24 protein-coding genes are annotated in these 25818 nt (G+C 36.6%); 10 read left to right on the top strand and 14 right to left on the bottom strand.

The window, feature by feature from the left end:
* Nucleotides 1–3: 3 nt before the first annotated feature.
* Nucleotides 4–444, bottom strand: coding sequence for an Lrp/AsnC family transcriptional regulator (locus tag FORMA_RS01855; protein ID WP_069674055.1), 441 nt, complete (start codon nucleotides 442–444; stop codon nucleotides 4–6).
* A gap of 120 nt (nucleotides 445–564) precedes the next feature.
* Between FORMA_RS01855 and FORMA_RS01860 the strand changes: the two genes are divergently transcribed.
* Complete coding sequence (locus FORMA_RS01860) at nucleotides 565–957, top strand: hypothetical protein (protein ID WP_069674056.1); 393 nt, start codon at nucleotides 565–567, stop codon at nucleotides 955–957.
* An 8-nt stretch (nucleotides 958–965) separates the two neighbouring features.
* Here the strand turns inward: FORMA_RS01860 and pyrF are convergent, their stop codons facing one another.
* The 4 genes from pyrF to FORMA_RS01880 form a co-directional block, all read right to left on the bottom strand.
* Nucleotides 966–1784, bottom strand: coding sequence for an orotidine-5'-phosphate decarboxylase (gene pyrF / locus FORMA_RS01865; RefSeq protein ID WP_069674057.1), 819 nt, complete (start codon nucleotides 1782–1784; stop codon nucleotides 966–968).
* A 5-nt stretch (nucleotides 1785–1789) separates the two neighbouring features.
* Nucleotides 1790–2866: a peptide chain release factor 1 gene (gene prfA, locus FORMA_RS01870; protein ID WP_069674058.1), complete on the bottom strand. Its 1077-nt coding sequence runs from the start codon at nucleotides 2864–2866 to the stop codon at nucleotides 1790–1792.
* 55 nt (nucleotides 2867–2921) lie between these two features.
* Nucleotides 2922–4100 (bottom strand): AIR synthase related protein, encoded by a 1179-nt coding sequence (locus FORMA_RS01875; RefSeq protein WP_069674059.1) that lies wholly within the window; start codon nucleotides 4098–4100, stop codon nucleotides 2922–2924.
* Between the two features lie 73 nt (nucleotides 4101–4173).
* Nucleotides 4174–6360, bottom strand: a complete 2187-nt coding sequence (locus FORMA_RS01880) for a glutamine synthetase III family protein (RefSeq protein ID WP_069674060.1) — start codon at nucleotides 6358–6360, stop codon at nucleotides 4174–4176.
* Between the two features lie 254 nt (nucleotides 6361–6614).
* Between FORMA_RS01880 and FORMA_RS01885 the strand changes: the two genes are divergently transcribed.
* Together FORMA_RS01885 and FORMA_RS01890 are read left to right on the top strand one after the other, a co-directional pair.
* A complete protein-coding gene (locus FORMA_RS01885; protein WP_069674061.1) occupies nucleotides 6615–7631 on the top strand; it encodes a glutamine synthetase beta-grasp domain-containing protein in 1017 nt (338 codons plus the stop codon).
* 185 nt (nucleotides 7632–7816) lie between these two features.
* Nucleotides 7817–8386, top strand: a complete 570-nt coding sequence (locus FORMA_RS01890) for a PAS domain-containing protein (protein ID WP_069674062.1) — start codon at nucleotides 7817–7819, stop codon at nucleotides 8384–8386.
* A 4-nt stretch (nucleotides 8387–8390) separates the two neighbouring features.
* Here FORMA_RS01890 and hemL read toward each other — a convergent pair whose 3' ends face one another.
* The 3 genes from hemL to FORMA_RS01905 are packed head-to-tail and all read right to left on the bottom strand — an operon-like array spanning nucleotide 8391 to nucleotide 11346.
* Nucleotides 8391–9677 carry a glutamate-1-semialdehyde 2,1-aminomutase gene (gene hemL, locus FORMA_RS01895; protein ID WP_069674063.1) on the bottom strand — a complete coding sequence of 429 codons (1287 nt, stop codon included), beginning with the start codon at nucleotides 9675–9677 and terminating at the stop codon, nucleotides 8391–8393.
* A gap of 5 nt (nucleotides 9678–9682) precedes the next feature.
* The gene (locus FORMA_RS01900; protein ID WP_069674064.1) at nucleotides 9683–10459 is read right to left on the bottom strand and encodes a glucosaminidase domain-containing protein; all 777 of its coding nucleotides are present in this window, start codon (nucleotides 10457–10459) and stop codon (nucleotides 9683–9685) included.
* Nucleotides 10456–11346, bottom strand: a complete 891-nt coding sequence (locus FORMA_RS01905) for a 1-aminocyclopropane-1-carboxylate deaminase/D-cysteine desulfhydrase (protein ID WP_069674065.1) — start codon at nucleotides 11344–11346, stop codon at nucleotides 10456–10458. The genes FORMA_RS01900 and FORMA_RS01905 overlap by 4 nt, the downstream gene beginning before the upstream one ends.
* 130 nt (nucleotides 11347–11476) lie before the next feature.
* On the opposite strand from FORMA_RS01905, the gene FORMA_RS09325 reads away from it, so the two are divergent.
* The 3 genes from FORMA_RS09325 to FORMA_RS01915 are packed head-to-tail and all read left to right on the top strand — an operon-like array spanning nucleotide 11477 to nucleotide 14206.
* Nucleotides 11477–11638, top strand: coding sequence for a DUF5522 domain-containing protein (locus FORMA_RS09325; RefSeq protein ID WP_197500773.1), 162 nt, complete (start codon nucleotides 11477–11479; stop codon nucleotides 11636–11638).
* Between the two features lie 5 nt (nucleotides 11639–11643).
* Complete coding sequence (locus FORMA_RS01910; RefSeq protein WP_069674066.1) at nucleotides 11644–13644, top strand: urocanate hydratase; 2001 nt, start codon at nucleotides 11644–11646, stop codon at nucleotides 13642–13644.
* A 19-nt stretch (nucleotides 13645–13663) separates the two neighbouring features.
* On the top strand, nucleotides 13664–14206 hold the full coding sequence (locus FORMA_RS01915; protein WP_069674067.1) for a DUF4136 domain-containing protein: 543 nt from the start codon (nucleotides 13664–13666) through the stop codon (nucleotides 14204–14206).
* On the opposite strand, the gene FORMA_RS01920 is transcribed toward FORMA_RS01915, so the two are convergent.
* Nucleotides 14203–15279: an ABC transporter permease gene (locus FORMA_RS01920; RefSeq protein ID WP_069674068.1), complete on the bottom strand. Its 1077-nt coding sequence runs from the start codon at nucleotides 15277–15279 to the stop codon at nucleotides 14203–14205. The genes FORMA_RS01915 and FORMA_RS01920 overlap by 4 nt on opposite strands.
* 12 nt (nucleotides 15280–15291) lie before the next feature.
* Nucleotides 15292–17394: a carboxy terminal-processing peptidase gene (locus FORMA_RS01925; protein WP_069674069.1), complete on the bottom strand. Its 2103-nt coding sequence runs from the start codon at nucleotides 17392–17394 to the stop codon at nucleotides 15292–15294.
* 150 nt (nucleotides 17395–17544) lie between these two features.
* Here FORMA_RS01925 and surE point away from each other — a divergent pair, with 150 nt between their 5' ends.
* From surE to FORMA_RS01945, 4 genes are read left to right on the top strand one after another with little or no spacing between them, the layout of a single operon-like run.
* Entirely contained in the window at nucleotides 17545–18321 is a 777-nt protein-coding gene (surE, locus tag FORMA_RS01930; RefSeq protein ID WP_069674070.1) for a 5'/3'-nucleotidase SurE, read from the top strand.
* Entirely contained in the window at nucleotides 18314–18607 is a 294-nt protein-coding gene (locus FORMA_RS01935; RefSeq protein WP_069674071.1) for a hypothetical protein, read from the top strand. Before surE ends, FORMA_RS01935 begins: the two co-directional genes overlap by 8 nt.
* Nucleotides 18608–18609: 2 nt before the next feature.
* Nucleotides 18610–19722 carry a lipid-A-disaccharide synthase gene (gene lpxB, locus FORMA_RS01940; protein WP_069674072.1) on the top strand — a complete coding sequence of 371 codons (1113 nt, stop codon included), beginning with the start codon at nucleotides 18610–18612 and terminating at the stop codon, nucleotides 19720–19722.
* Between the two features lie 22 nt (nucleotides 19723–19744).
* Nucleotides 19745–21769 carry a ComEC/Rec2 family competence protein gene (locus tag FORMA_RS01945; RefSeq protein WP_069674073.1) on the top strand — a complete coding sequence of 675 codons (2025 nt, stop codon included), beginning with the start codon at nucleotides 19745–19747 and terminating at the stop codon, nucleotides 21767–21769.
* Nucleotides 21770–21771: 2 nt separating this feature from the next.
* Here FORMA_RS01945 and FORMA_RS01950 read toward each other — a convergent pair whose 3' ends face one another.
* From FORMA_RS01950 to FORMA_RS01965, 4 genes are read right to left on the bottom strand one after another with little or no spacing between them, the layout of a single operon-like run.
* A complete protein-coding gene (locus FORMA_RS01950; RefSeq protein WP_069674074.1) occupies nucleotides 21772–22311 on the bottom strand; it encodes a thioredoxin family protein in 540 nt (179 codons plus the stop codon).
* Nucleotides 22304–22498 carry a hypothetical protein gene (locus FORMA_RS01955; protein WP_069674075.1) on the bottom strand — a complete coding sequence of 65 codons (195 nt, stop codon included), beginning with the start codon at nucleotides 22496–22498 and terminating at the stop codon, nucleotides 22304–22306. The genes FORMA_RS01950 and FORMA_RS01955 overlap by 8 nt, the downstream gene beginning before the upstream one ends.
* Before the next feature lie 9 nt (nucleotides 22499–22507).
* Nucleotides 22508–24256 carry a peptide MFS transporter gene (locus FORMA_RS01960; protein WP_069674076.1) on the bottom strand — a complete coding sequence of 583 codons (1749 nt, stop codon included), beginning with the start codon at nucleotides 24254–24256 and terminating at the stop codon, nucleotides 22508–22510.
* 18 nt (nucleotides 24257–24274) lie between these two features.
* Nucleotides 24275–25795 (bottom strand): peptide MFS transporter, encoded by a 1521-nt coding sequence (locus tag FORMA_RS01965; RefSeq protein WP_069674077.1) that lies wholly within the window; start codon nucleotides 25793–25795, stop codon nucleotides 24275–24277.
* Nucleotides 25796–25818 lie beyond the last annotated feature (23 nt).

A 25818-nucleotide genomic window follows, 5' to 3' on the forward strand; every position in this document is an offset into this window, starting at 1 on the left:
CAATTAAATTTTATCAATTGGATGATGTGCAACAACATTGGAGAGGATAATTTGTGTTTTTGTTTCGCCATAAGTTATAAGCTCATCAATGAATATTTCTAAATGCTGTTGGTTCTCAAAAACAACTTCCATAACAATATTTTCATTTCCTGTAATCCTATAGCAATTAATCACTTCTTTATAGGACTTAACTTGATGTAGAAAAGGTTTCAGTCGCCCCATAAAAGCACGAACTGTAATAAGTGCGCGGAGTCCATATCCTAAAGCACTGTAATTTACTTGTGCCATGTATTTAGAAATAACTCCTAAGTCTTCCATCTTTTTAATACGTTCAGCTACAGCTGGAGATGAAATTCCGACTTGTTTTGCTATTTCAGTATTAGAAATACGTGCATTTTTCTGAAGTAAGTTTAAAATTCTAGAATGAATGGAATCTAATTTCATTTTTAAATATATTTAGTTAAAAATAATAAAAAATTAAATAATTATTTTATTAAAACAATAATATTTAAATAAAAGAAGCTGAAAAAAAATTTAATTTTACAGTAGGCCAATCTTTTAAAGATGAATAATAGAACGTATTTAAACTTCAATTCAGCCTTCTACAAAAAGGCTTTAGAGATCAGCTATCTTTCAAAGAAGATTTCCGATTATCTAAATACTGATTTGTCAGTGCTTTCAGATGATGGAACAGAAAATCCGAATATTTATTTTTCTGGTGATATCATTCAACAATCTGTGTCATTATCATCAGAGGTTTTAAAAGCACAACAAACAACTAAAGCCTCACAAAAATACGTTCACGCGCATACGTTGGAGTGGCTGACTTATCGAATGACTCAAAGCTGCAAACGCTTATCCAAATGCAATAGCGATGGCAGAGATTTTATTTTAATTTTAAAAAAAGAAATAAAGAAGTTTAAAAAACTTCAAAAACAATGGGTACTAAGCTTATAAGCAACTCATTATATATGAGATAGAATGGCATTCATTTTTTGTTGTAATTCTTTAGCATTTTGCGCGGCTTGCTCAGCAAAATCCAATCCATTGGAAGCATAAATAATCCCTCTAGACGAATTTACTAGCAAGCCAATATCAGAAGTGAGTCCAAATTTACACACTTCTTCTAAACTTCCTCCTTGGGCACCAACGCCAGGCACCAATAAAAAGCTGTCGGGAACAATTTTCCGAATGGATTTAAAATATTCTGCCTTCGTAGCACCAACAACGTACATCAAGTTTTTGGCATTTACCCATGTTCTGGAAGTTTCTATAACCGACTGATATAATGGCTTAGCATCTGTATTTAGAGTTTGGAAATCATGCGCGCCAGAATTTGAAGTCAATGCCAACAGAATAGTATGTTTATCTTCAAATTTCAAGAAAGGTTCTATTGAATCCTTACCCATGTAAGGCGCTGCTGTAACACTATCGAATCCTAAATCTTCAAAAAATGCTTTAGCATACATATGGCTTGTATTTCCAATGTCTCCGCGCTTTGCATCGGCTATTGTGAAGATTTCAGGGTAATAAGTGTTTAAATAATCAATGGTCAAACTCAAAGCTTCCCATCCTTCTTCTCCATAGGCTTCATAGAACGCAATATTTGGCTTGTACGCTACGCAAAGGTGCTGTGTAGCTTGAATAATGGCTTTATTAAATTCAAAAATTGGTGATGAAAAACCTAAAAGGTGTGTTGGGATTTTAGACTTGTCAACATCTAATCCAATACATAAAAAAGAACGTTTTCTTTTAATTTCTGAAATTAGTTTGTTGGTATTCATTAGAATTATATTAAATCTGAATCAGCCTTAAGTTTCTCAGTGTTTTCCGCCAACATTAGCTCATCTATAATTTTTTGCACATCGCCATTGATAATATTAGAGAGATCATACAAGGTCAATCCAATTCTATGGTCTGTGACCCGACCTTGAGGGTAATTATAAGTTCTTATTTTTGCGCTGCGGTCTCCAGAGGATACCATACTTTTTCGCTTCTCAGAATCAGCAGCTTGTTTTTTAGCCAATTCCATCTCATATAGTCTGGAACGCAAAACTTTGAGGGCTTTTTCTAAGTTTTTATGCGATGATTTTTGATCCTGGCAACTGACAATCATTCCTGTAGGCTCGTGATGTAGCTTAATGGCAGAATAAGTTGTATTGACTGATTGACCACCGGGTCCAGTTGAAGTTGTGCGCTCTATACGCACTTCTGCCATATCCAATTCGACATCAAACTCTTCGGCCTCGGGCAGAACAATTACCGATGCAGCACTTGTATGCACACGTCCTTGTGTTTCGGTCTGAGGAACCCGTTGAACTCTGTGTACTCCTGCCTCGAATTTCATAGTTCCGTAAACATCGGCTCCTGAAACTTCAAATATGATTTCTTTATAACCTCCAGAAGTCCCTTCATTAAAGTCAACCACATCAACTTTCCAGCCTTTAGACTCGCAATATTTTGTATACATTCTATGCAGGTCCCCGGCAAAAATACTGGCTTCATCTCCTCCAGTACCAGCACGTACCTCTACAACAACATTTTTAGCATCCTCAGGGTCTTTAGGGATTAAAAGAAACCGAATTTCATCTTCAATTTCGGGTAATTTTTCTTTAGCCTCTTCGAGTTGCATTTTTGCCATTTCCACCATTTCAGAATCACTACCATCAGCTATGATTTCCTGAGCTTCATTGATGTTTGACGTTAGCTCTTCATAGATTTCTCCACGCTCTAGAATTTTCTTTAGGTCTTTATATTCCTTATTAATTTGAACATAACGTTTTTGATCGGAAATAATATCTGGTTGAATAATAAGATCGCTCACCTCGTCGAAGCGTTGTCTTATGATTTGAATTCTTTCTAACATGGAATATAAATATTGAAACAAAAATACTACTTTAAGGCGAAATGAGCCTTAAAATCTAATATTCAAACGTACCGAAATCACTTTTAATAGTTAATTTTTTGGTTTTTGAAGCTTCAACACGACCTATAATTTGGGCATCAACATCAAATTTTGAGGCGATTTCTATAATGTGCTCTACAATTTCTGGCTGCACATACAGCTCCATTCTATGACCACAGTTAAACACTTGATACATTTCTTTCCAATCTGTTTTGGATTGCTCCTGAATCAATTTAAATAAAGGAGGAATTGGAAACATATTGTCTTTTACAACGTGTAGTTCATCAATAAAATGAAGTATTTTTGTTTGAGCACCTCCGCTACAATGAACCATACCATGAATGGACTCTAAGGCGCAATTATCTAAAATAGATTTGATGATTGGAGCATATGTTCGTGTCGGAGAAAGTACTAATTTCCCAGCGTCGATAGGTGAATTTTCAACAGAATCAGTTAGTTGAACTTGTCCAGAGTAAACTAAATCTTTGGGCACTGCGGCATCAAAAGTCTCGGGGTATTTTTGAGCAATATCCTTGTGAAAAACATCATGTCTGGCAGAGGTCAAACCATTACTACCCATACCGCCATTGTAGTGGTTTTCGTAAGAAGCTTTCCCAAATGAAGCCAAACCAACAATAACATCTCCGGGACGAATATTAGCATTATCGATTACAGCGCTACGCTTCATCCGAGCTGTAACAGTAGAATCTACAATTATAGTACGTACCAAATCTCCAACATCAGCTGTTTCACCACCCGTTGAATGTATTGTGACACCATGGCTTTTTAAGTCAGAAATCAACTCTTCAGTGCCGTTTATAATTGCGGAGATTACTTCACCAGGAATTAAGTTTTTATTGCGCCCAATTGTTGATGACAACATAATATCATCCGTTGCACCAACACAAAGCAAATCATCAATATTCATGATTAGGGCATCTTGAGCGATTCCTTTCCAAACAGATAGATCGCCGGTTTCTTTCCAATAAGCATAAGCTAGAGAACTTTTCGTACCAGCTCCATCGGCGTGCATAACCAAGCAATACTCTTCATCATGAGTTAGGTGGTCTGGAACAATTTTGCAAAATGCTTTAGGAAATAGACCCTTGTCAATGTTTTTTATAGCATTGTGAACATCTGTTTTCGATGCTGAAACACCGCGTTGCGCATAACGTTGACTAACCTCTTTTCCCATAGATTTTTATGAATTGCAAATGTAATACAGTATTTAATGTTTTGACATAAAATCGTCTAAAAAATTTTACGCACTACCTAGTAAATAATAATTCTCTGTATTTTGGTAGTGGCCAAAGCTCATCATCAATTAGCAATTCTAGTTTATCACAGCTGTAGCGAATATCATCAAAAAGTGGTTTTACTTTTGTGCAATACATTTCAGCTTTTTTAATAGAATCTGTAACAACATTGGCTTTCTTTCTTTCATTGATCATGGCCGTCACTTCAGAATTTATTGATTCAATATAAGTCGATATGTCTTTAATTAAAATCAATTGTTCACTGGCGTACTTTTTAAAGTCTTTTCCATAAATATCCTTTAATCCTCGAACATTACTGATGAGTATATTTTGATATTTTACAGCAGTTGGAATAATATGATTACGAGCCACATCACCAAGCACTCTACCTTCAATTTGAATTCTATTAATGTAATCTTCAACTTCAATTTCGTAACGGGCCTCTATTTCAGTTTTGTTCATAACGCCTAGACTTTCATACAATGCGACAGTCTTTGGCGCGATCTTAATTTTCAAAGCTTGCGGAGTGTTTTTATTATTACTTAAACCGCGTTTTTTTGCTTCTTTTTGCCATTCATCCCCATAACCATTACCCTCAAATAAAATAGCTTTAGAAGTTTTGATGTATTCGCGCAATACATTAAAAATAGCTTCATCTTTTTTAAGTCCTTTTTTGTCAATCAAAATATCAGCTTCAGCCTTAAAGTCGATAAGCTGCTTCGCGACTATAGTATTAAGTACCGTCATAGGGTTGGCACAATTGGCTGTTGAGCCAACAGCGCGAAATTCAAACTTATTGCCAGTAAAAGCAAATGGAGAAGTTCGGTTTCTATCGGTATTGTCCAAAAGTATTTCTGGAATTTTACCAACAACATTAAGTTTTAAATCTGTTTTTTCTTTTGGGGATAATTTTCCTTTCGTCACTCCTTCTAATTCACCTAATACTTTTGTTAGCTGCGCCCCAATAAACACAGACATAATAGCAGGTGGGGCTTCATTAGCGCCCAACCTGTGGTCATTACTTGCAGAAGCTATTGAAGCACGTAACAGTTCTTCATTATCACATACGGCTTTGATTGTATTAATGAAAAATGTTAAAAATTGTAAATTACTCATTGGAGTTTTACCTGGCGCTAAAAGGTTTATACCTGTGTCCGTACTTAAACTCCAATTGTTATGCTTTCCAGAACCATTGACACCGGCAAAGGGTTTTTCGTGAAACAAAACTTTAAAATGATGACGGTCGGCCAATTTTTTCATAAGGTCCATAACTAGCGAATTGTGATCGACAGCGAGATTAGCTTCTTCATAGATAGGTGCTAGTTCGAACTGATTTGGCGCAACTTCATTATGGCGTGTTTTTACAGGGATACCCAAAAGAATGGACTCTTTTTCTAGGTCTCTCATAAAGTTAAGAGCGCGGTTGGGTATGGTCCCAAAGTAATGATCATCAAGCTGCTGACCTTTCGCCGAAGAATGGCCGAGTAAGGTCCGCCCAGTTAATTCCAAATCAGGCCGTGCAGCAGCTAAAGATTTATCAATTAAAAAATATTCCTGTTCCCAACCTAAGGAGGCAGATACTTTTTTTACATTTTTATCAAAATAACGTGCTACTGAGGTAGCGGCATCATCTACAGCGTGAAGAGCCCGTAAAAGTGGGGTTTTAAAATCCAGTGCCTCTCCAGTGTAGGCTACAAAGACTGTTGGAATGCATAAGGTTGTACCAAAAATAAACGCTGGAGAGGTGGGATCCCATGCTGTATATCCACGAGCCTCAAAAGTATTTCTAATTCCACCATTAGGAAATGAAGAGGCGTCGGGTTCTTGTTGAACCAACTGATTTCCTTCAAATTGTTCTATCGAATCGCCAGGACCGATGGTTTCAAAAAAAGCATCATGTTTTTCAGCAGTTGCTCCAGTAAGCGGTTGAAACCAATGAGTGTAATGAGTAACTCCTTTGGTCATGGCCCATTCTTTCATAGCTGAAGCGATCTGATCGGCAATATCACGACTTATGGTTTGATTTTTTTCTATTGCTGTAGATAAATTCTTAAATGTAGCTTTAGGCAATGAACTGCGCATAGCTGTTATACCAAAGACATTGGATCCAAAAACTTCGGATCGTTTGGGATTCTCTTGAACAGAAACAGTAGCTCTATTCATTGAGGTTTTCAATGCATGAAATCGTAGGGTTGACATAATAAAAGGATTTAAATTCTACACAAAATTAACTGTATTGGCATAAAAAAAAGCTTCAGATTCGAATTTTTATTAACAATTTAAACAATAAAAGAACTAAAAATTATTGATTTTTTGGATATACCCCAAAAAAAATAGGGTATACATAAAAAAAGCATATATGTTAATAAATTGAACCCTTATTTTACATGACCAAAATAGCTAATTAATATATTTGTGAAAGAATTTTTTTAATTAAAATTAAACGTACAATTATGTCAAAATCAAAATTAGAATACATTTGGTTAGATGGGTACTTCCCAACTCAGAACATGAGAAGCAAAACCAAAGTTGAAGAGAATTTTAGTGGGAAATTAGAAGATTGCCCTATTTGGTCTTTTGATGGATCATCGACGAGACAAGCAGAAGGTGGTTCTTCTGACTGTTTACTTAAACCTGTAGCTATCTATCCAGATCCAGCCAGAAGAGATGGTTATTTGGTCATGACTGAAGTGCTAAACGCAGATGGTACGCCACATGAATCAAATGGAAGAGCGACAATTGATGATGAAGATGATGATTTCTGGTTTGGATTTGAACAAGAATATTTCATAATGGATACCAAAACACAACTTCCTCTAGGTTTCCCTGTAGGTGGTTATCCTGCACCTCAAGGAATGTATTACTGCTCTGTGGGCGGAAAAAACACTCACGGCAGAGATCTTGTTGAAGAGCATGCAAATCTATGTATCGATGCTGGATTGAACTTTGAAGGCATCAATCAAGAAGTTGCTTCAGGACAATGGGAATTCCAATTGTTTGCCAAAGGGGCGCAAAAAGCAGGTGATGAGATTTGGGTAGCACGCTACCTTCTCGATCGTCTTACTGAGAAATACGGATACTACATCGACTACCATCCAAAACCTTTAGGTAAAGATATGGACTGGAATGGTTCTGGAATGCACGCTAACTTCTCAAACACAACCTTAAGAACATGTGGATCTCAAGAAGTTTATGAGAAAATTTGTGAGTCATTCAGACCTGTTGTTAAGGAACATATTGCTGTTTATGGAGAATTTAACGACCAACGTTTGACTGGATTACATGAAACGGCTTCAATCAATGATTTCTCTTACGGGATTTCAGACCGTGGTGCTTCAATAAGAATTCCAATCATCACTGTAGAAAAGGGATGGAAAGGATGGTTAGAAGACAGACGTCCTGCTTCTAATGGAGATCCATACAAAATTGCAGCACGAATCATCAAAACAGTCAAGTCTGCAAAGATATAAACTTAGATTGTGTCATAATTTACAAAGCGGTTGCAGCAAGCAACCGCTTTTTTTTTATATATTTGAATGAGAATAGACCCCAAATCTAATCTTCCATACCAAAAAATACAGTTTATTAAATTACAAAAACGTTTCTGATATTTATTTTCAGCAATGTGATTTTTTTAAATACTTAACCTAAAATCATGAAACAAAACCTCAACAAAATAATGTGCCTGGATTTATATCTTTCAGGAAATGAAAACAACACTGAACTATCCAATAAAAACTCAGTTTTAGACAACCAGTTAAAAACCTTACCATTAATTAGCTGGGATGTATTTAGCGAACGTTACTTCATACAGTTGAATAAGGCAAAAAGAGCAATGGACATAAGAAAAATCAAGGCATATGCCAAACGCCACGACTGGGAAAATAACCTAAACTCGATTTTTAAATCAAATGATTTTGAAGCTATCGTTCTAACAGATAAAAGTCAAAACATAATCTGGGTAAACGAGGGTTTTACAACCATGACTGGGTATTCCAAAAAAGAAACTTTGGGTCAATCACCACGCTTTTTACAAGGAAAGCGGACTTTTAAAAAAGCAATTTCAGAAATTGCTCGTAATTTAAAAAAAGGGGAGCCCTTCCGATCTAATCTAGTAAATTACCGAAAAAACAAAACAGCTTACAACTGTGAAATTTCTATATATCCGTTGTATAGTAATAAAGAAACGACCCATTATATTGCTTTAGAAAAAGAAGTTATTTAAGCGCTTACAACTTACTCGCTACAGATTCAACTGCTGCAATAGTAAAATCCAAATCATCATAAGTCAATGCATCAGTAATGAACCAACTCTCAAAAGCACTTGGAGCAATGTACACGCCTGCAGCTAACATTCCGTGGAAAAATTTTTTAAATTGATCATTATTTCCATGAGCTGCGGATTCAAAATCAACCACAGTATTCTCTGTAAAATGAACAGAAATCATAGACCCAACACGATTAATGGTATGCGTAATTTTATGTCTTTTTAGAGCTTTTGATATACCTTGGTGTAAATAGGCTGTTTTTTCTGCCAATCGATCGTAAACATCAGCATCTTTATTCAGTACCTCCAAAAGTGCATAACCAGCAGCCATGGCCAAAGGGTTTCCACTAAGTGTTCCTGCTTGATAAACAGGACCCTCGGGAGCTAAAAAAGACATAATTTCATCAGAAGCTGCAAATGCACCTACAGGTAACCCACCACCAATCACTTTGCCAAAACAAATAAGATCCGCTTTTATTCCGTAAAGCTCTTGAACACCTCCTTTTGCCAATCGAAAACCCGTCATGACCTCATCAAAAATGAGTGTTGCTTTATATTTATCACACAATGCGCGAAGCCCTTGTAAAAAACCTTCAGCAGGTGGAATACAACCCATATTGCCCGCCACTGGCTCTACAATAATGGCAGCAATTTGGTTCGGGTTAGATTCAAAAATATGTTTTACAGCATTCAAATTATTATAGGGAGCCAATAAAGTATCTTTTGCTGTCCCTTTTGTAACCCCAGGGCTATTGGGGCTACCAAATGTTACAGCACCACTACCCGCTTGAATCAAAAAGGAATCTGAATGCCCGTGGTAACAGCCTGCAAATTTTATTATTTTTTCTTTTCCAGTGTATCCTCTTGCTAAACGAACTGCACTCATACATGCCTCAGTACCTGAGTTAACAAATCTGATTTTATCTACATTAGGAACCATAGAAATAGCTAAAGCGGCAATTTTGGTTTCGATTTCAGTAGGCATACCAAAAGAAGTTCCTTTTTTTGCTTTATCTACCACAGCGTTAACAACGGGCTTAAATGCATGACCCAAAATCATAGGACCCCAAGAATTAATAAAATCAATTAAGCGATTTCCATCTTCATCGTATATGTAAGCACCCTCGGCTTTTTTGACAAAAATTGGAGTCCCACCAACTGCTTTAAATGCCCGCACTGGAGAATTTACACCACCAGGGATGACGGCACTGGCTTCTTTGAATAATTGACTACTGCGTTGGTACTTCATAAGATTTAATTTGATCTAATTACAAGAGTTTGACCGATATCTAATGCATTAGAATTAAGATTATTGGAAGACTTTATGTACTCTACTGTCGTGTTGTAACGCTTAGCTATTGAGTACAAGGTATCTCCTTTTTGAACCCTGTGAGTTTGGAAAGTACGGCCTCGTTCCTTTTTATTTTTTTTCTTCTTGTCGAAAATATCATAACGGTACAATTTGTAGCGTTCTATTAGACTAATCAGTTTTTTAGGGTACTGTGGATCAGTCGCATAACCCGCCTTTTTAAGGCCTCTGGCCCATGCTTTGTAATCTGTTATTTTGTGTTTAAACAAATCGGCATAGCGTTTTCTTTTTGCTAAAAACAAGGAATGATCTCTATACGATTGACTTGGATCATTATATTTTCTAAAACATTCTTGAGCTCGATCATCGTCGTGGTAAATGCGGGGACCTGTCCAATCGTGACATTTGATTCCAAAGTGATTATTAGCTTGCCGCGCCAAACGTCCTTTTCCGGAGCCAGATTCTAAAATCCCTTGAGCTAATGTGATACTAGCAGGAATACCATAAAGTTTCATTTCATGAATGGCAACAGCCTTAAAAAATGCAATATAATCTTCTGTAGAGTTATAAGTAGGGGTTAAAATAATTGATGGCGCATCCGGAGTCGCAATTGAAGGAATATTGACATTTACCTCGGTCTCTTGATTACGATTTGTTTTCTTTCGAGCTCCACAACTCGATAGAAAAGTTCCTAGTACAACTAATATTATTACTCGCCTCATGTAATTAATTCTAAATTATTTTTTTTCAAATAATCGTTCATTCCACTTATTCCCTGTAAGCCTCCAGTATGAATGGCTAAAATCTTAGTAGATCTTGAAAAAAATCCTTTTTTAACTAAATCGTCAATACCAAACATCATTTTGGCTGTGTACACAGGATCTAAAGGAATTCCAAAGTCATTTTTAAACTGATTAATGAATTGAATCAATTCCTGATTGACTTTTGCATACCCTCCAAAACTATAATCAGTACACAACTCCCAGTTAGAATGCTGTGCAAATTTACGAATATCTTCATTTAAAAATGCACCTTTCAAGGCTGGAAATCCAATTATTTTTTGATGAGGAAGACTCGAGTTAATCAGGCCTGAAATGGTACCTCCTGTTCCTACAGCACAACAAATAACATCAAAATCTCGATCCTTTTCTGTTAAAATTTCCGAACAGCCACGAACAGCCCTAGCATTAGTCCCTCCTTCAGGAATAATATAGAAATTAGGGTATTTAATATTTAAACTTTTTAAAAAAGAAACTTCATTTTTGTTACGGTATGCGGCTCGACTGATGAATTCTAAATCCATACCAGATGCTTTAGCATAAGAAAGGGTTGGATTTAAATCGATATCTTTAGCCAATTCCTCACCGCGAATAATACCAACCGTTGAAATATCGAGCAGCTTTCCGGCTGCAGCGGTTGCTGCTATGTGATTAGAAAATGCACCTCCAAAAGTTAAAACCCCTTCAAAACCTTCCCGAACAACTGCCTCTAGGTTATATTTTAATTTCCTGAACTTATTTCCAGAAACTTCAGGATGAATTTCATATTCTGGCTTTAACCAGAGCTGAGAAGTTAATTTTATATTTTGTAGCTGTTGAATATCAAGCATTAATGCAATTGTTGTTCTTCAAAGTGTAAAAATACTAAATCTTTGATGCGTTTTAAAACTGCGGCTCGTTCTATTTCAGACAATGAAAATAAGAAGTCATTAATTGAAAATTACACTATATTTGTTAAGAATGAACAGAAAAATTCCCATAGAAGACGGTGACTTTTATATGACTGCAGAGGGTTACCGCTGTTTTACGGAACAGTATCATTTGAAACGTGGATATTGCTGTCAAAGTAATTGCAGGCATTGTCCATACGGATTTAACACCTCCATAAAAACAGAAAAGTAATGGTCATGAAGCAACAAACAAAAACTTTTGAAGATGAAATTTTAGAAGGAATCCCCAGCGAACTGCCAAGTTCAAAACCTCTAGACCCAACACGAAATCATGCCCCAAAACGTAAAGCAATCCTCAATGATGAAGAACAAAAATTAGCGCTTAGAAATGCTTTGCGCTATTTCGACAAAAAACTCCATTCCGACCTTATTAGAGAATTCAAAAATGAACTAGATGAATATGGCCGCATATACATGTATCGCTTTCGTCCAGAGCACAAAATATATGCACGACCAATAGAAGCATATCCTGCCAAGAGCAAACAAGCCGCAGCCATCATGCTGATGATTCAAAATAATTTGGACGATGCCGTTGCACAACACCCAGACGAATTGATTACATACGGAGGTAATGGAGGTGTTTTTTCAAATTGGGCTCAATACCGACTAACCATGAAGTATTTGTCCGAGATGAGCAACGAACAAACACTAGTCATGTATTCTGGGCACCCAATGGGACTTTTCCCATCACACCAAGGTGCACCTAGAGTTGTGGTAACTAATGGAATGATGATTCCAAATTACTCTAAACCAGATGATTGGGAGAAATTTAATGCCTTAGGAGTTACTCAATTTGGACAAATGACGGCTGGTAGCTATATGTACATCGGCCCACAGGGAATTGTACACGGTACCACGATTACTATTTTGAATGCATTTAGAAAAATAAACAAATTACCTAATGGACATATTTTTCTCACAGCAGGTTTAGGAGGCATGAGTGGTGCACAACCAAAGGCCGGAAATATTGCTGGTTGTATTACCGTTTGCGCGGAAGTTAACCCGAAAGCCATACAAACAAGACACGCTCAAGGTTGGGTCGATGAAGTTATTGACAATGTAGACGAACTTGTAAAGCGTGTGCGACTTGCCAAAAATCAAAAAGAAGTGGTTTCTATTGCTTATCAAGGAAATGTGGTTGAAGTATGGGAAGCTTTTTATGAAGCTAATATTTATATTGAACTAGGAAGTGATCAAACCTCACTTCACAATCCTTGGGCAGGAGGATATTACCCCATGGGGCTCTCGATAGAAAAGGCCAATGAAATGATGCGTAATCAACCCAATAAATTCAAAGAACTTATTCAAGAAAGTTTGATACGGCATGCAAAAATCATTAAAAAACACAGCGATCTAGGAACCTATTTCTTTGACTATGGAAATGCTTTTTTGCTCGAGGCATCAAGAGCGGGAGCAGATATCCTGAGAGAAAATGGCCAAGATTTTGTTTATCCGAGCTATGTCCAAGATATTATGGGTCCTATGTGTTTTGACTATGGGTTTGGGCCATTTCGCTGGGTATGTGCTAGTGGATCTGAAAAAGATCTTGCCAAAACAGATATTATCGCTTGTACTGTTTTAGAGGAAATGAGCGCAACTGCACCCGCAGAAATTCAACAGCAACTAAAAGACAATATTAAGTGGATCAAAGGAGCTCAAGACAATAAATTAGTTGTAGGGTCTCAAGCGCGTATTCTCTACGCTGATGCAGAAGGAAGAATGAAAATTGCCTCTGCATTCAATACCGCTATTGCCAATGGAGAAATTGGTAGCATTATTTTAGGTCGTGATCATCATGATGTTTCAGGAACGGACTCCCCATACAGAGAAACCAGCAATATTTACGATGGATCAAAATTTACAGCCGATATGGCTATTCAAAATGTTATTGGTGATAGTTTTAGAGGTGCCACCTGGGTCAGCATTCACAATGGTGGCGGGGTTGGCTGGGGTGAAGTGATAAATGGAGGGTTTGGTATGGTTCTTGATGGTACATTAGAAAGTGAAAAAAGTTTAAAGTCAATGTTATTTTGGGATGTCAATAATGGTATTTCTAGACGAAATTGGGCGCAAAATAAAGGGGCTACTTTTGCCATAAAAAGAGCTATGGAGCAAGAGCCTAAACTTAAAGTTACCCTCCCTAACAGCGTAGATGAGAATCTTTTGAATCAGGTTTAATGAATTAAATTTTTTTATTATGAAACAATACATATTGACAATTACAATATTACTTTTGACTATTACGTCCTGTGATTCTGTTCGTGTTGCGGCAGACTATGACCGTTCTGTAAACTTCTCCTCTTACAAAACATTTGGATTTTTCAAAGAGGGCATAGATAAAGCAAAAGTTAGCGATCTAGACAAACGTAGAATCTTACGCGCAATCGAATCAGAACTTATCGCCAAAGGGTTTACAAAATCAAAAACACCTGACTTATTAGTAAATATATTCACCAAAGAGCAGCAAGAAGTGAATGTCTACAACCAAAACATTGGAATGTTCGGTTGGGGATGGGGATGGGGCTGGAACCCCTTGATGATGGGCGCTAATCAAGTGAATGTATCCACCACAACCAATGGCACACTTTTCATCGATTTGATTGATGCAAAAAACAAAGAACTCGTATGGCAAGGAGTTGGCGAAGGCTACTTGAGTACAAGGATAGACAAAAAAGAAGAGCGCATCAAAAAATTCACAAGTTCGATATTAACAAAATATCCACCTGACGTAAATGATTAATTTGAAGCCTTAACATCCAACGCTTCCCGAAGCGTATTACCCATCAGCATAAATGCCATGACAAGGGCCATAATGCAAAGCCCAGGAATAATTGCCAAGTAAGGCTGTCCCAAGACAATAGCATTGTAATGATTTTTAATCATAGCACCCCAACTTGCCATAGGAGGCTGAGCACCAATACCCAAAAAGCTTAATCCACTTTCGATGAGAATTGCAGCAGCAAAATTAGCTGCAGAAATAACTATCACTGGAGCCATAACGTTTGGCAAAATATGCCTAAGAATTATTCTAAAATCTGTCATACCTAAGGCACGAGCCGCTGTGATATATTGTTGTTCTTTGACGCTCATTACTTCGCCACGAACAACTCTAGCCACTTCCACCCACATAGTCAGACCTACAGCAATAAAAACTTGCCAATACCCTTTCCCTAAAGCCAATGTTATGGCAATAACCAGCAGAAGTGTTGGTATAGACCAAGTCACGTTAATCAAAAACATAACAAAATCGTCTATCTTACCCCCAAAATATCCTGAAACACTCCCCAAAAAAATTCCGATAATTAATGAAATGAAAACCGCTATGAATCCAATAAAAAAGGAAATTCTTGACCCAACCAAAACGCGGCTAAGAACATCTCTTCCGTAATTATCCGTCCCCAAATGAAAGGTTTTGTCTACTATGTAAGGCTTTGGCGTCGTTGCATAATCAACAACGTTTTCAATACCTTCTAAATCTTTGGCCTCAAATGGAGTATAAATTAGTTTATCGGATTCTATTCTATACGAAGAAATAGGCAATTCGACATCCGGAAATTTAGAACCAAAAAAAAGACGATCTAATTTATTTTGACGTGCTTTGAGCGCATTAGGCTGCACTAACATTTGAACATGAAACCCTGGGGGTTTTGAATGAATACTGAGATGCATTTGATTCGCATACTGACTACGGTCTGGAGACAACACATAGGCAAAAATTGAAACCAATCCTACGCTAGCAATAAAGAAAATACTACCAACCCCCAAATAACTTCGTTTAAATTTGTGGACCGCCAATGCCGTTAATCCCTGCATAATTTTGTGAACTTAATTCTTAGCTGCCGACAGCTTGTCAAGCTTTGGCAGTTTATTCAAATCTGTCAATACATTTAAAGCCTCATCCATATAGATATCTTTGCTCAATGATTCATGCCAGCGCTCTCGTTTGATTCTGAATACAGAGTCATTGGCCATGATTGGTTTTTCGTAAGCTAAAGACTCGAACGATAAATTTGTAGTGTAATCAGATAGAGCATCGAAGCGCTCCGATTCTTTTTCATTTTTTTTCAGTTCTGCAACGTATTCACTGTACTTCAAACTGTAAACGTCTTTGGATCGTGCGTCTTTAATCCATCGAGCGTTTTCATCAATAAGCTTTATTTCCGCACTGCTGTTCATACGCTCTTTACTTTTTTGCACCGTAGTTTCATAATCAATTGAACTTTTCCAAAGTTCATATGATGCAGGTTCAATTTCATCCCATGACAATGGGTTGTCTTGATCTTTTTCGCCTAAATCGATATATGAATAACGATCTGGAACAACAACATCACTTTTGACCCCTTCAAGTTGTGTAGACCCTCCATTGATTCGGTAATATTTTTGAGTAGTAAACTTGAAAGCTCCCATATCACCATTAGTATTGTTTCTTATCATTCTATTTAAATCGATAACATTTTGAACAGTCCCCTTACCGTAAGTTTGCTTGCTTCCAATGACAATAGCACGTTTATAATCTTGCATTGCTGCTGCTAAAATTTCTGAAGCAGAAGCAGAAAACTCATTGACTAAAATAACTAAAGGACCATCCCAGCTTACAGAAGGGTCTCTATCCTTTAGAACCTGACGATCCTCCCCAGTTGATCGCACCTGTACTATAGGCCCTTCTTTTATAAATAAGCCTCCAATTTCGACCGCAGTTTTAAGGGAACCGCCGCCGTTGTTACGGAGGTCTAACACTAAGCCATCCATACCCTCGTCCTTAAGTCGTTCAATTTCTCTTTTGACATCAGTAGTAGAATTTCTACTGTTAACATCCTCAAAATCAATATAAAATTTCGGTAAATTAATAACCCCAAATTTATATTTGCTTTTTTTGACTATACTAGATTTAGCGTAAGTCTCTTCTAGCTCTATTTCATCCCTTGGAATGCTTAAATCTTCTACAGTACCGTCTACTCTTTTCAAAGTTAGAATTACATTTGTTCCTTTGGGTCCTTTGATAAGTTTAACCGCATCATCCAAACGCATCCCTACTATACTCACAGCTTGATCTTCGTCTTCTTGACGAACTTTCAATATGACATCTCCTACTTGCAGTTTATTTTGACGCCAGGCTGAACCACCAGAAATTAATTCAGTAATGCTAATTTTATCCATTTTCTTTTGAAGACGAGCGCCAATACCTTCATATTTACCCGACATCTCAGCGTCAAAACGATCTTTAAATTGTGGCGCAAAGTAGTAAGTGTGCGGGTCAAATGACTCTGAAATGGCATTGATATACATAGCCAACCAATCATCACGCCTCATATCATCGAAATAAACAGACACTTCTTGTAGGTTCTTTAGTGTAGATTTACGCGCCTCCTCTTCAATATCTGCGTTTGACTTATTATCGTTGACAGCGTCAGATAACATATCGTGATAGTCTGTCAAAGTGCTGAATTTTATTTGCTTACGCCAACGGTTAATCATCTCCTTTTTTGATGATACGTATTCCAAGTTTTCAGCATCTGACTGATAAACTTCATCCAACTCATAATTGAAAGGACGACCCAGCACTTCTGTATAAACAGCTTTAGACTCTTCAATTCTTTGTGTTAAACGGTTGTGGACGAGATTAAAAAACGACAAGTCATAATTTTTTATTTGATCATCAAGTAGTGTTTTAAAGGCCTCAAATTCCTTGACGTCAGACTTGTAAAAATAATGCTTGTAAGGATCAATTGTTTTTAAAAACCTACTATATACCTCCTCAGAAAATGGGTCGTCAAAGTCTTTTGGCTGAAAATGTCCTTCCTCAAGTAGATATGTAACCAGCTGCATTAGAAGCTTGTCCTTGTCAGGATCATCAAATGTTTTAGTAGTGAAACTGCATGAAGCAAAGGCGACAAAAACAGACAAAAGAAAAATATTAATATGTTTCATGGACTTGAGATATGTAGATAAAATTAATTCCTAAAGTAGCTGAAAAGTATAAAAATAATTGCTCAGGCACACATAATTTTTTGTTAAAGCAGCCAAAAGCAAATAATCAATCACAAAATACTTACTTTTGTAAAGGAAAACAAAGAAAAAATGCCAAAAAAACCACTTATTTTAGTAACCAATGACGATGGAATTACAGCACCTGGAATAAGAACCTTGATCAAAGTAATGAATAGCATTGGTGATGTGGTTGTGGTTGCCCCAGATAGTCCTCAAAGTGGTATGGGCCATGCCATTACCATCAATGACACGCTATACTGTAAAGAAGAACACATAGACGAGGGTCCTCAAAAAGAATACAGCACGTCTGGTACGCCAGCTGATTGTGTAAAACTAGCAGTACATGAGCTTTTAGGTCGCCAACCAGACCTTTGTGTTTCAGGAATTAACCATGGCTCCAATTCATCAATAAATGTAATTTATTCAGGAACCATGAGTGCCGCGATTGAAGCGGGTATGGAAGGAATTCCAGCTGTAGGGTTTTCTTTACTCAACTACAATTGGGATGCTGATTTTGAGGCAACAGAAACTTATATCAAAAAAATATGCTTGACTGTTTTAAATAATGGCCTTCAAAAAGGAGTAGTACTCAATGTCAATTTCCCAAGTTTAGAAAAAGAAAAAATTAAAGGGATAAAAATCTGTCGTCAAGCTAACGCAAATTGGGTTGAAAAATTTGACAAACGCAAAAGCCCAATGGGCAGAGATTATTATTGGCTGACAGGGGAATTCATCAATCAAGATAAAGGAGAAGAAACCGATGAATGGGCTTTAAAACAAGGCTATGTTTCAATCGTACCCACTCAGTTTGATTTAACAGCGCATCACTACATACAAGAACTGAATAATTGGAATCTAAATGAATAAGACTCAGATATTAAAAGGATTTGTAACTGGAATTTTAGCCAACAGCCTTGGCCTTTTTATTGTAGGGTTTGCTATGAGTAAATCGTCTGGACGTAACGATGGAATCATGCAGGTTTTGGAGGCTGCCCATTCGGAAAATTTTCTTGGTAAACTCATCAGTCTTGGGGCCATACTAAATTTATTGTGTTTTTTTTATTTTATTAAAAAGAGAAAAGATGCCGGTGCTGCTGGTGTTTTAGTAGCTACCATAATTATTGCCATCATCACATTTATCATTAAGCTTTAAAAATGAAGTACTATATCATAGCAGGAGAAGCGTCGGGCGATTTACATGGTGCTAACCTCATCAAAGCCTTGAAAAAAGAAGACCCCAATGGAGAATTTCGCGCATGGGGTGGCGATTTGATGCATGGTGCTGGTGCTAAGCTTGTTAAACATTACAAAGATTTGGCGTTTATGGGCTTTTTGGAAGTGGTGATGAACTTACGCACAATTTTTAAAAATATAAGCTTTTGCAAAAAAGATATTGAAGCTTTTCAACCTGATGTTCTGATTTTTATTGACTATCCAGGGTTTAATATGCGTATTGCCAAATGGGCTAAAGCCAACAATTTTAAAACCCATTATTACATTTCACCTCAAATTTGGGCCTGGAAAGAAAACCGTATTCATCAAATCAAGCGTGATATTGATCAAATGTATGTGATTTTACCTTTTGAAAAAGATTTTTACGAAGTTAAGCACCTAATGCCTGTTACCTTTGTTGGCCATCCCCTAATTGATGCGATTGCAAATCGTCCAAAATTAGATGTAAAGACAGTATACACAAAATACGGCTTGAGCAACCAACCAATAATTGTACTTCTTCCTGGCAGTAGAAAACAGGAAATTAAAAAAATGCTGCGTGTGATGTTGTCTGTAATAGATGACTTTTCAGAATACCAATTTGTGATTGCTGGTGCACCAAGCCAGTCGGAAGAATTTTACCAAACGTTTATAAAAAATAGCAAAATTAAATTTGTGAGCAATGCGACCTACGACTTGCTTAGTGTAGCCGATGCGGCTTTAGTTACTTCTGGAACGGCAACACTAGAAACCGCATTGTTTAAAGTGCCCCAAGTGGTGTGCTACAAATCTAGCTGGTTGTCCTACAAGATTGGAAAACAAGTGGTGAAGCTCGATTATATTTCTTTGGTAAATCTTATTATGGACCGCGAAGTGGTCTGCGAATTGATCCAAAACGACCTCAACACAAAACGCTTAACAAAAGAACTAAACCATATTTTAGACCCTAAAACTCAACAAAACGTAAAAGACGAGTACGATGCGCTTGAAAAAAAACTTGGCGGCCCCGGTGCAAGCCAAAAGGTAGCTAAAGCTGTTTTTCAAGACTTGAAATAACCCCAACCCTACACATGAGAAAATGCAATTTTTTGAGTACCCCATTGCGAGGCTTACTGTTGGCCTTATAATTGGTATTAGACTAGCTAATCAAAACCCTTTAACACTTAACAACTTAATATATTGTGGCCTTTGTTTATTTGTTGCTGTACTGTATTTTCATTACAAATCAAAAGCACACAAATACGATGTAGCAACACTACTATTGATGTTATTATTTGTTATCACAGGGGTTTTAACATCCACATTTCATAATCCAAAGACAGATATTAAACACTATAGTTATTTTTTAAAAAAAAATAATAATGAATTATTGTTGCGGATAACTCATGAAATGAATCCAACTGAATATAGCTACCGCTACATGGCAAAAGTACTACAGATTAATAAAAACAAATCTAATGGTACAATTTTAATACAAACCCTCAATGATTCCATAATGTCGCCATTAGAAGTAGATGAAGTCCTTCGCATTAAAATTGAACCAAAACTTATTAATTCGCCAAAAAACCCACATGCATTCAGCTACAAAGATTACTTGGCTCGAAAAGGGATATTTCATCAAATCAGCATAAATTCTCAAACTAAGTTTGCGCATCTTAAAGGAAAAGAAAGCATAAAAGGTCGAGCGGCTAAAGCAAGACATTATATCGAACAAAAAATAGACGCCCTGGACATCAACTCCACGGCAGCTGGGTTTCTCAAGGCATTCTATTTAGGCAAAAGGAATGAGATTCCTGAAAATATCAAAGTAAATTATAGGGATTCAGGGGTAATACACATCCTTGCACTATCTGGCTTACACGTCGGAATACTGTTAAGTATATTGGGGGTGTTACTGTATCCGTTGTTGAACTTTCGAAATGGCAAAAAAATACGCAGACTAGTTGTTATTATTGTACTGTGGGGATTTGCCTTTATATCAGGACTAAGCCCTTCGATAGTTCGTGCCGTTACGATGTTTAGTTTTTTTGCTTTGGCGCAAGGTTTGAATCGTCAAACGAATAGCATTAATACGCTTTCCATTTCAGCTCTAGTGGTATTGCTTATAGATCCTAATATTGTTTTTGATGTTGGCTTTCAGTTGAGTTACACTGCTGTTTTGGGCATTTTGATCCTAATGCCCATTTTGAATAAAATATGGAACCCAAAAAATATTTTACTTAATCCAATAGCTTCATTAATTAAAGTTTCTTTTGCTGCACAAATTGGCGTTCTACCGCTAAGCTTGTATTATTTTAATCAATTCCCAATATTGTTTTTTATAAGTAATTTACTCGTCATTCCCACTCTCACCCTTTGTCTTTGGATTGGACTTTTCATTGTGTTGTTCGCTGAAATTAAAATCCTCAACAAGCAGCTCATAGATGGATTTGAATTCCTCATTGAACTGATGAATAAAATAACTAAATGGATCTCAAATTTTGATATTTTTATTTTTAAGAACATTAGTTATGATGAAATTCAAATGGTTTTATCATACCTGATTATCACGCTGTTGATTAGTTACTTGAATCGAAAAACAGCTGTAAAAGTCCTTTACTTATGTATTGCTGTGTTGGGTCTTCAACTCTATGTCGCTTTCTTATATAATACAAATTCAACTCAAGATTTTATCGTTTTTCATAAAATGAAAAACTCGATTATTGGAATCAGAAATGGAACCACTTTAGAAATCCAAGAAGCAAATGGAAAAGATATTCCATCTGAATTCATAAAAGATTATATAGCAAAAGAAGGCATTCGCAAAAATTCAAATAAACATATGAAACGTTTCTACAGTATTGGCGGTCGTCATTTACTTATCGTAGATGAAATTGGAATATTTGATTTTAAAACCGAAAGGTTTGATTGGGTGTTGTTGCGCAATAGCCCAAAAATTCATCTTGAGCAGCTTATCAAAACCCTTAATCCAAAATTGATAATTGCTGATGGCAGTAATTACAAAAGTTCTGTTACCCGATGGCAAAAAACCTGCAGGAAAAATAGTGTTCGCTTTCACAATACTTATGAACAGGGTGCTTTTATCTATTCAATAAAAAAATAAGGCTAAAAACTTGATTTGAACGATTTGGCGTAAGCATTGAACGCATCTTGACTATTGATCGTTTTGTAGAGGTCTTCACCAAAAAGTTTAAGGTAAAGCTCGAGTTGTGGTGCAGTTCTATATCCAGGAATGGGTGCTAAAAACTCAGCGTTTTCTCCCAAAAATAAAATGGTTGGATATGACCGTGTACCGAAATATTGAGCCATTTGGTGTTGACTGTTACGACGCTTGGCTTTGGCGGGGTCGTAATTGGGATTAGAAAATGTCTGTCCATTAAAATCTACACCTTCATCGCCTTCAGCATTGAATTTTACAGCATAGTAATTGGCATTCACATATTCGGCAAGTTTTTTATTGGAAAATGTATTGCGGTCCAACATTTTGCATGGCCCACACCATACAGTGTACATGTCAATCATTATTTTTTTGGGTTGTTCTTTTTGTTTAGCTAAGGCTTCATTCATGGTCAACCAATTGATTTCTTGTGCATTAACAAACACAGAAAATAAAAATAATATTAAGATGTATTTTAACTTATACATAGTTTGCGTTGTAATGATTTGTACGCTGGTTTTTGTTCATCCCAACAGTTTCTTCAACAAAAGCATTTCTGTCCTTTCTTGTTTTAAATACCCAAATACATACAGAATCTTTATTGTGGTAAATGGCTTTTAGCTCGTCATCAATTTGACACAAGTCCTCTAGTATTTCAGCATTTATGCAGATCATTTTTTTATACTATCTCACCCCATGCATGAGTTTTTTGATGACAGGATAAAGTACTGCCGAAAGAACGCCTAGTCCTACAGCAACAGCAGTTAAAATCCAAAAGAAATAACTCAAACCATATTCATTTGCAATACCCTCCGAGGCCTCTCCAAAAACACCTGCAAGTTTCATACCAATAGCAACCGCAAGATACCAAATTCCAAACATCATAGCAATCATACGTCCTGGCACCAACTTACTTACATAAGATAAAGCCACAGGTGAAACACATAGTTCGCCCATCGTATGAAAAAAGTAGACCAAAATAAGCCACACCATACTTACTGATGCTGTAGCAGCACCGACTGGTATATCGGATGCGCCTATGGCGACGCATGCCATACCTATCCCTAAAAGAACCATACCAATGGCGTATTTCATATTAGCATTTGGATTGTATTTGCTTTCCCACCACTTAGAAAACAAGGGCGCAAAAGCAATAATGAAGAGTGAATTCAAAACACCAAACCAAGATGCTGGGACTTCAGCAATTTCTTCTTGAAATTCTGCATTGAGCATCCAAATTGAAATGCCCCAAATGATGAGAAAACTTAAAGCTAAAATAATGTTTGATAATGCATATTTAGCAAATGTTTTTCTGAACAGTAAAATCAATACCCAAGTAATGATTCCAAGTGGAATAATGGTCATAAGGGAATTGACAACTTTAAAGATATCAGCAGCATTGCCTTCCAAAATACGTTGGGTGTAATCTCTGGCAAATATGGTTAGACTACTCGGTGCTTGTTCGAAAATAGCCCAGAAGAAAATCGTAATAAAAGCAAAAAACATAACGGCCAACATTCTATCTCTTGTAATTCTATCGTAACGAGGAATACGGATGATAAGCAATACTACAAACAAAAGCAGTGCAGTCAAAATAACAACATTGGAACCCTCTGTGCCAAACATTTTAAAATTGAACAGATTGTATGCTCCTTCTGATATTTTTGAAACAGGATCATTTAGAATCCAAGAAAGTCCAAGAAGCGATGCGACTCCTATAATGGCCAACTGAAAATGAGTAAAAGGATTGAATTTTGGTTCGTTTGCAGAAACTTCTTTGGCAGCATCATTCGTTTTAACGGGCTTTTTACCAATATCACCAAAAATATTTTGTGCAAACCAGAATTGTAATAATCCAAAGAACATAAAAATACCTGCTAGGCCAAAGCCCCAGCGCCAACCTACTTTTTCACCTAAATAACCACACAACAAAATCCCTAAGAAAGCCCCTGCATTTACACCCATATAGAAAATAGTGTAAGCACCATCTTTCTTTTCATCTTTCCCTTTGTACATTTCAGAGATGATGGAAGTCATATTGGGTTTAAAAAAACCACTTCCAAAAACCAAAAGTGTTAGCCCCGTGTAAATAAAAAATGGCGTTTCCAAAGCCATTGCACCATGTCCCAAAGTCATAAGCAAAGCCCCAACGGCTACAGCATAACGATATCCAATGATTTTATCAGCAAAATAGCCCCCCAAAAGTGTTGAAAGATATACGAGGGAGGTGTAGGTTCCAAAAATAGCATAGGCATATTCTCGTGGCCATCCCCAACCTTCATCCATAAGTGAAGCCGTGAAAAACATGACTAGTAGTGCCCGCATTCCATAATATGAAAAACGCTCCCACATTTCTGTAAAAAACAGCACAAATAATCCTGCTGGATGGCCTAAAACTTTGTCTTTAAAAATTTGATCTATTGAAGTACTCATTTTGGTTGGTTTTTGTGATTATGATTCTAAAATTCTTTCGTTTTCTTCAGCGTTATGCGTCAAGCGTTTCAATGGTTTTAAAATCAAAATAAATAATGTTCCTATTATAACTGTAAAAATTAAAATTCCAAAGAAGATAGTGTATTCTCCAAAATCACTAGCGGCTTCACCAACAATTCCTGCAACCTTACTACCAAGACCTGTTGCTGCAAAGTATACACCCATCATAAGTGAAGCGTATTTTACTGGTGTTAATTTTGTTATAAAGGATAACGCTACAGGAGATAAACAAAGCTCTCCGATTGTATGAAATAAATAGGCTAACACTAACCATATCATGCTAGAAGCACCTGATTTTTCGAACTCCATAGCAGCAAATACCATAAATAAAAACCCAAAGCCCATAATAATAATTCCAATTGCCATTTTGAATAATGAACTTGCCTCTCTACCTTTTAATTTTCTCTTAGCCCAAATAGACGCTACAAAAGTTGCAAATATGATGATAAAACCAGCGTTTAGACTTTGAAACATCACTGTTGGTATTTCCCAACCAAACAGCACTCTATCGGTATTTGTCTCAGTATATAAATTCATCAAACCTCCTGCCTGCTCAAATGCGCCCCAAAATACAATCACCATGATAAACGATAATAATAAAACTAAAAATCGGTCTTTATGTGCTTGAGAGTTTAATTCCTTATAAATCATCATTAATAATACAACTACTGCAGTAAGAAATACAAATAAAGGCCCATATCCTGTTTCTAATGCATACCAGCCATAGGCTGATGCTAATAATAAAACTATTGTTATTACCAATTGTAAAGGTGATTTAAAAAGTTTCCCATATAGCTTCCCATAAGAAATTTCATTTGGGTCATTTTCTGTTATTTCTAAATTTCCAACATGAATTAAGTACTTTTGACCATAAATATAATTAATCAATCCTATTACCATAACTATTCCTGCTAAACCAAATCCAGCATGCCAGCCCCATTCATTAACAACTAGCCCTACAATTATTGTAGCTAGAAGTGAACCTAAATTAATTCCAATATAGAAAATACTAAATCCTTTATCTCTTCTAATGTCACCTTCTTTGTAGAGTCCACCAACCATAGTAGAAATATTTGGTTTTAGTAATCCAACGCCTAGTATAACAAGTCCTAAACCTGTATAAAAAGCCCAAATATCTGTGAGGACTAAAACGCCATGACCCAGACATAGAATAACAGCACCATACAAAACTGCCTTTTTCTGTCCTATCAATTTGTCTGCAATCATACCTCCAGGAATAGACATAACATACACCAACATAGTATACCAACCATAAAGCGCAAGCGCTTCTTTACTTGTCCATCCCAAACCTTCACCACGCATATCATCTCCCAGTGTTGAAGCAGTCATATAAAGAACTAGTAAAGCACGCATTCCATAATAGGAAAACCGTTCCCACATTTCTGTTAAAAAGAGAACATACAGTCCTATTGGATGTCCAAAAAGTTGTTTTTGATGTTGAAGTTCTGTTGTTGACATATTGATTTTTATTTATTGGTTAG

The sequence above is a fragment of the Formosa sp. Hel3_A1_48 genome, assembly GCF_001735715.1.
Lineage (GTDB): Bacteria > Bacteroidota > Bacteroidia > Flavobacteriales > Flavobacteriaceae > UBA3537.

Excerpts from the sequence above, each read along its gene's own strand:
- FORMA_RS01855 (WP_069674055.1), bottom strand. The coding sequence starts at position 444 with ATGAAATTAGATTCCATTCATTCTAGAATTTTAAACTTACTTCAGAAA.
- FORMA_RS01860 (WP_069674056.1), top strand. The coding sequence starts at position 565 with ATGAATAATAGAACGTATTTAAACTTCAATTCAGCCTTCTACAAAAAG.
- pyrF (WP_069674057.1), bottom strand. The coding sequence starts at position 1,784 with ATGAATACCAACAAACTAATTTCAGAAATTAAAAGAAAACGTTCTTTT.
- prfA (WP_069674058.1), bottom strand. The coding sequence starts at position 2,866 with ATGTTAGAAAGAATTCAAATCATAAGACAACGCTTCGACGAGGTGAGC.
- FORMA_RS01875 (WP_069674059.1), bottom strand. The coding sequence starts at position 4,100 with ATGGGAAAAGAGGTTAGTCAACGTTATGCGCAACGCGGTGTTTCAGCA.
- FORMA_RS01880 (WP_069674060.1), bottom strand. The coding sequence starts at position 6,360 with ATGTCAACCCTACGATTTCATGCATTGAAAACCTCAATGAATAGAGCT.
- FORMA_RS01885 (WP_069674061.1), top strand. The coding sequence starts at position 6,615 with ATGTCAAAATCAAAATTAGAATACATTTGGTTAGATGGGTACTTCCCA.
- FORMA_RS01890 (WP_069674062.1), top strand. The coding sequence starts at position 7,817 with ATGAAACAAAACCTCAACAAAATAATGTGCCTGGATTTATATCTTTCA.
- hemL (WP_069674063.1), bottom strand. The coding sequence starts at position 9,677 with ATGAAGTACCAACGCAGTAGTCAATTATTCAAAGAAGCCAGTGCCGTC.
- FORMA_RS01900 (WP_069674064.1), bottom strand. The coding sequence starts at position 10,459 with ATGAGGCGAGTAATAATATTAGTTGTACTAGGAACTTTTCTATCGAGT.
- FORMA_RS01905 (WP_069674065.1), bottom strand. The coding sequence starts at position 11,346 with ATGCTTGATATTCAACAGCTACAAAATATAAAATTAACTTCTCAGCTC.
- FORMA_RS09325 (WP_197500773.1), top strand. The coding sequence starts at position 11,477 with ATGAACAGAAAAATTCCCATAGAAGACGGTGACTTTTATATGACTGCA.
- FORMA_RS01910 (WP_069674066.1), top strand. The coding sequence starts at position 11,644 with ATGAAGCAACAAACAAAAACTTTTGAAGATGAAATTTTAGAAGGAATC.
- FORMA_RS01915 (WP_069674067.1), top strand. The coding sequence starts at position 13,664 with ATGAAACAATACATATTGACAATTACAATATTACTTTTGACTATTACG.
- FORMA_RS01920 (WP_069674068.1), bottom strand. The coding sequence starts at position 15,279 with ATGCAGGGATTAACGGCATTGGCGGTCCACAAATTTAAACGAAGTTAT.
- FORMA_RS01925 (WP_069674069.1), bottom strand. The coding sequence starts at position 17,394 with ATGAAACATATTAATATTTTTCTTTTGTCTGTTTTTGTCGCCTTTGCT.
- surE (WP_069674070.1), top strand. The coding sequence starts at position 17,545 with ATGCCAAAAAAACCACTTATTTTAGTAACCAATGACGATGGAATTACA.
- FORMA_RS01935 (WP_069674071.1), top strand. The coding sequence starts at position 18,314 with ATGAATAAGACTCAGATATTAAAAGGATTTGTAACTGGAATTTTAGCC.
- lpxB (WP_069674072.1), top strand. The coding sequence starts at position 18,610 with ATGAAGTACTATATCATAGCAGGAGAAGCGTCGGGCGATTTACATGGT.
- FORMA_RS01945 (WP_069674073.1), top strand. The coding sequence starts at position 19,745 with ATGCAATTTTTTGAGTACCCCATTGCGAGGCTTACTGTTGGCCTTATA.
- FORMA_RS01950 (WP_069674074.1), bottom strand. The coding sequence starts at position 22,311 with ATGTATAAGTTAAAATACATCTTAATATTATTTTTATTTTCTGTGTTT.
- FORMA_RS01955 (WP_069674075.1), bottom strand. The coding sequence starts at position 22,498 with ATGATCTGCATAAATGCTGAAATACTAGAGGACTTGTGTCAAATTGAT.
- FORMA_RS01960 (WP_069674076.1), bottom strand. The coding sequence starts at position 24,256 with ATGAGTACTTCAATAGATCAAATTTTTAAAGACAAAGTTTTAGGCCAT.
- FORMA_RS01965 (WP_069674077.1), bottom strand. The coding sequence starts at position 25,795 with ATGTCAACAACAGAACTTCAACATCAAAAACAACTTTTTGGACATCCA.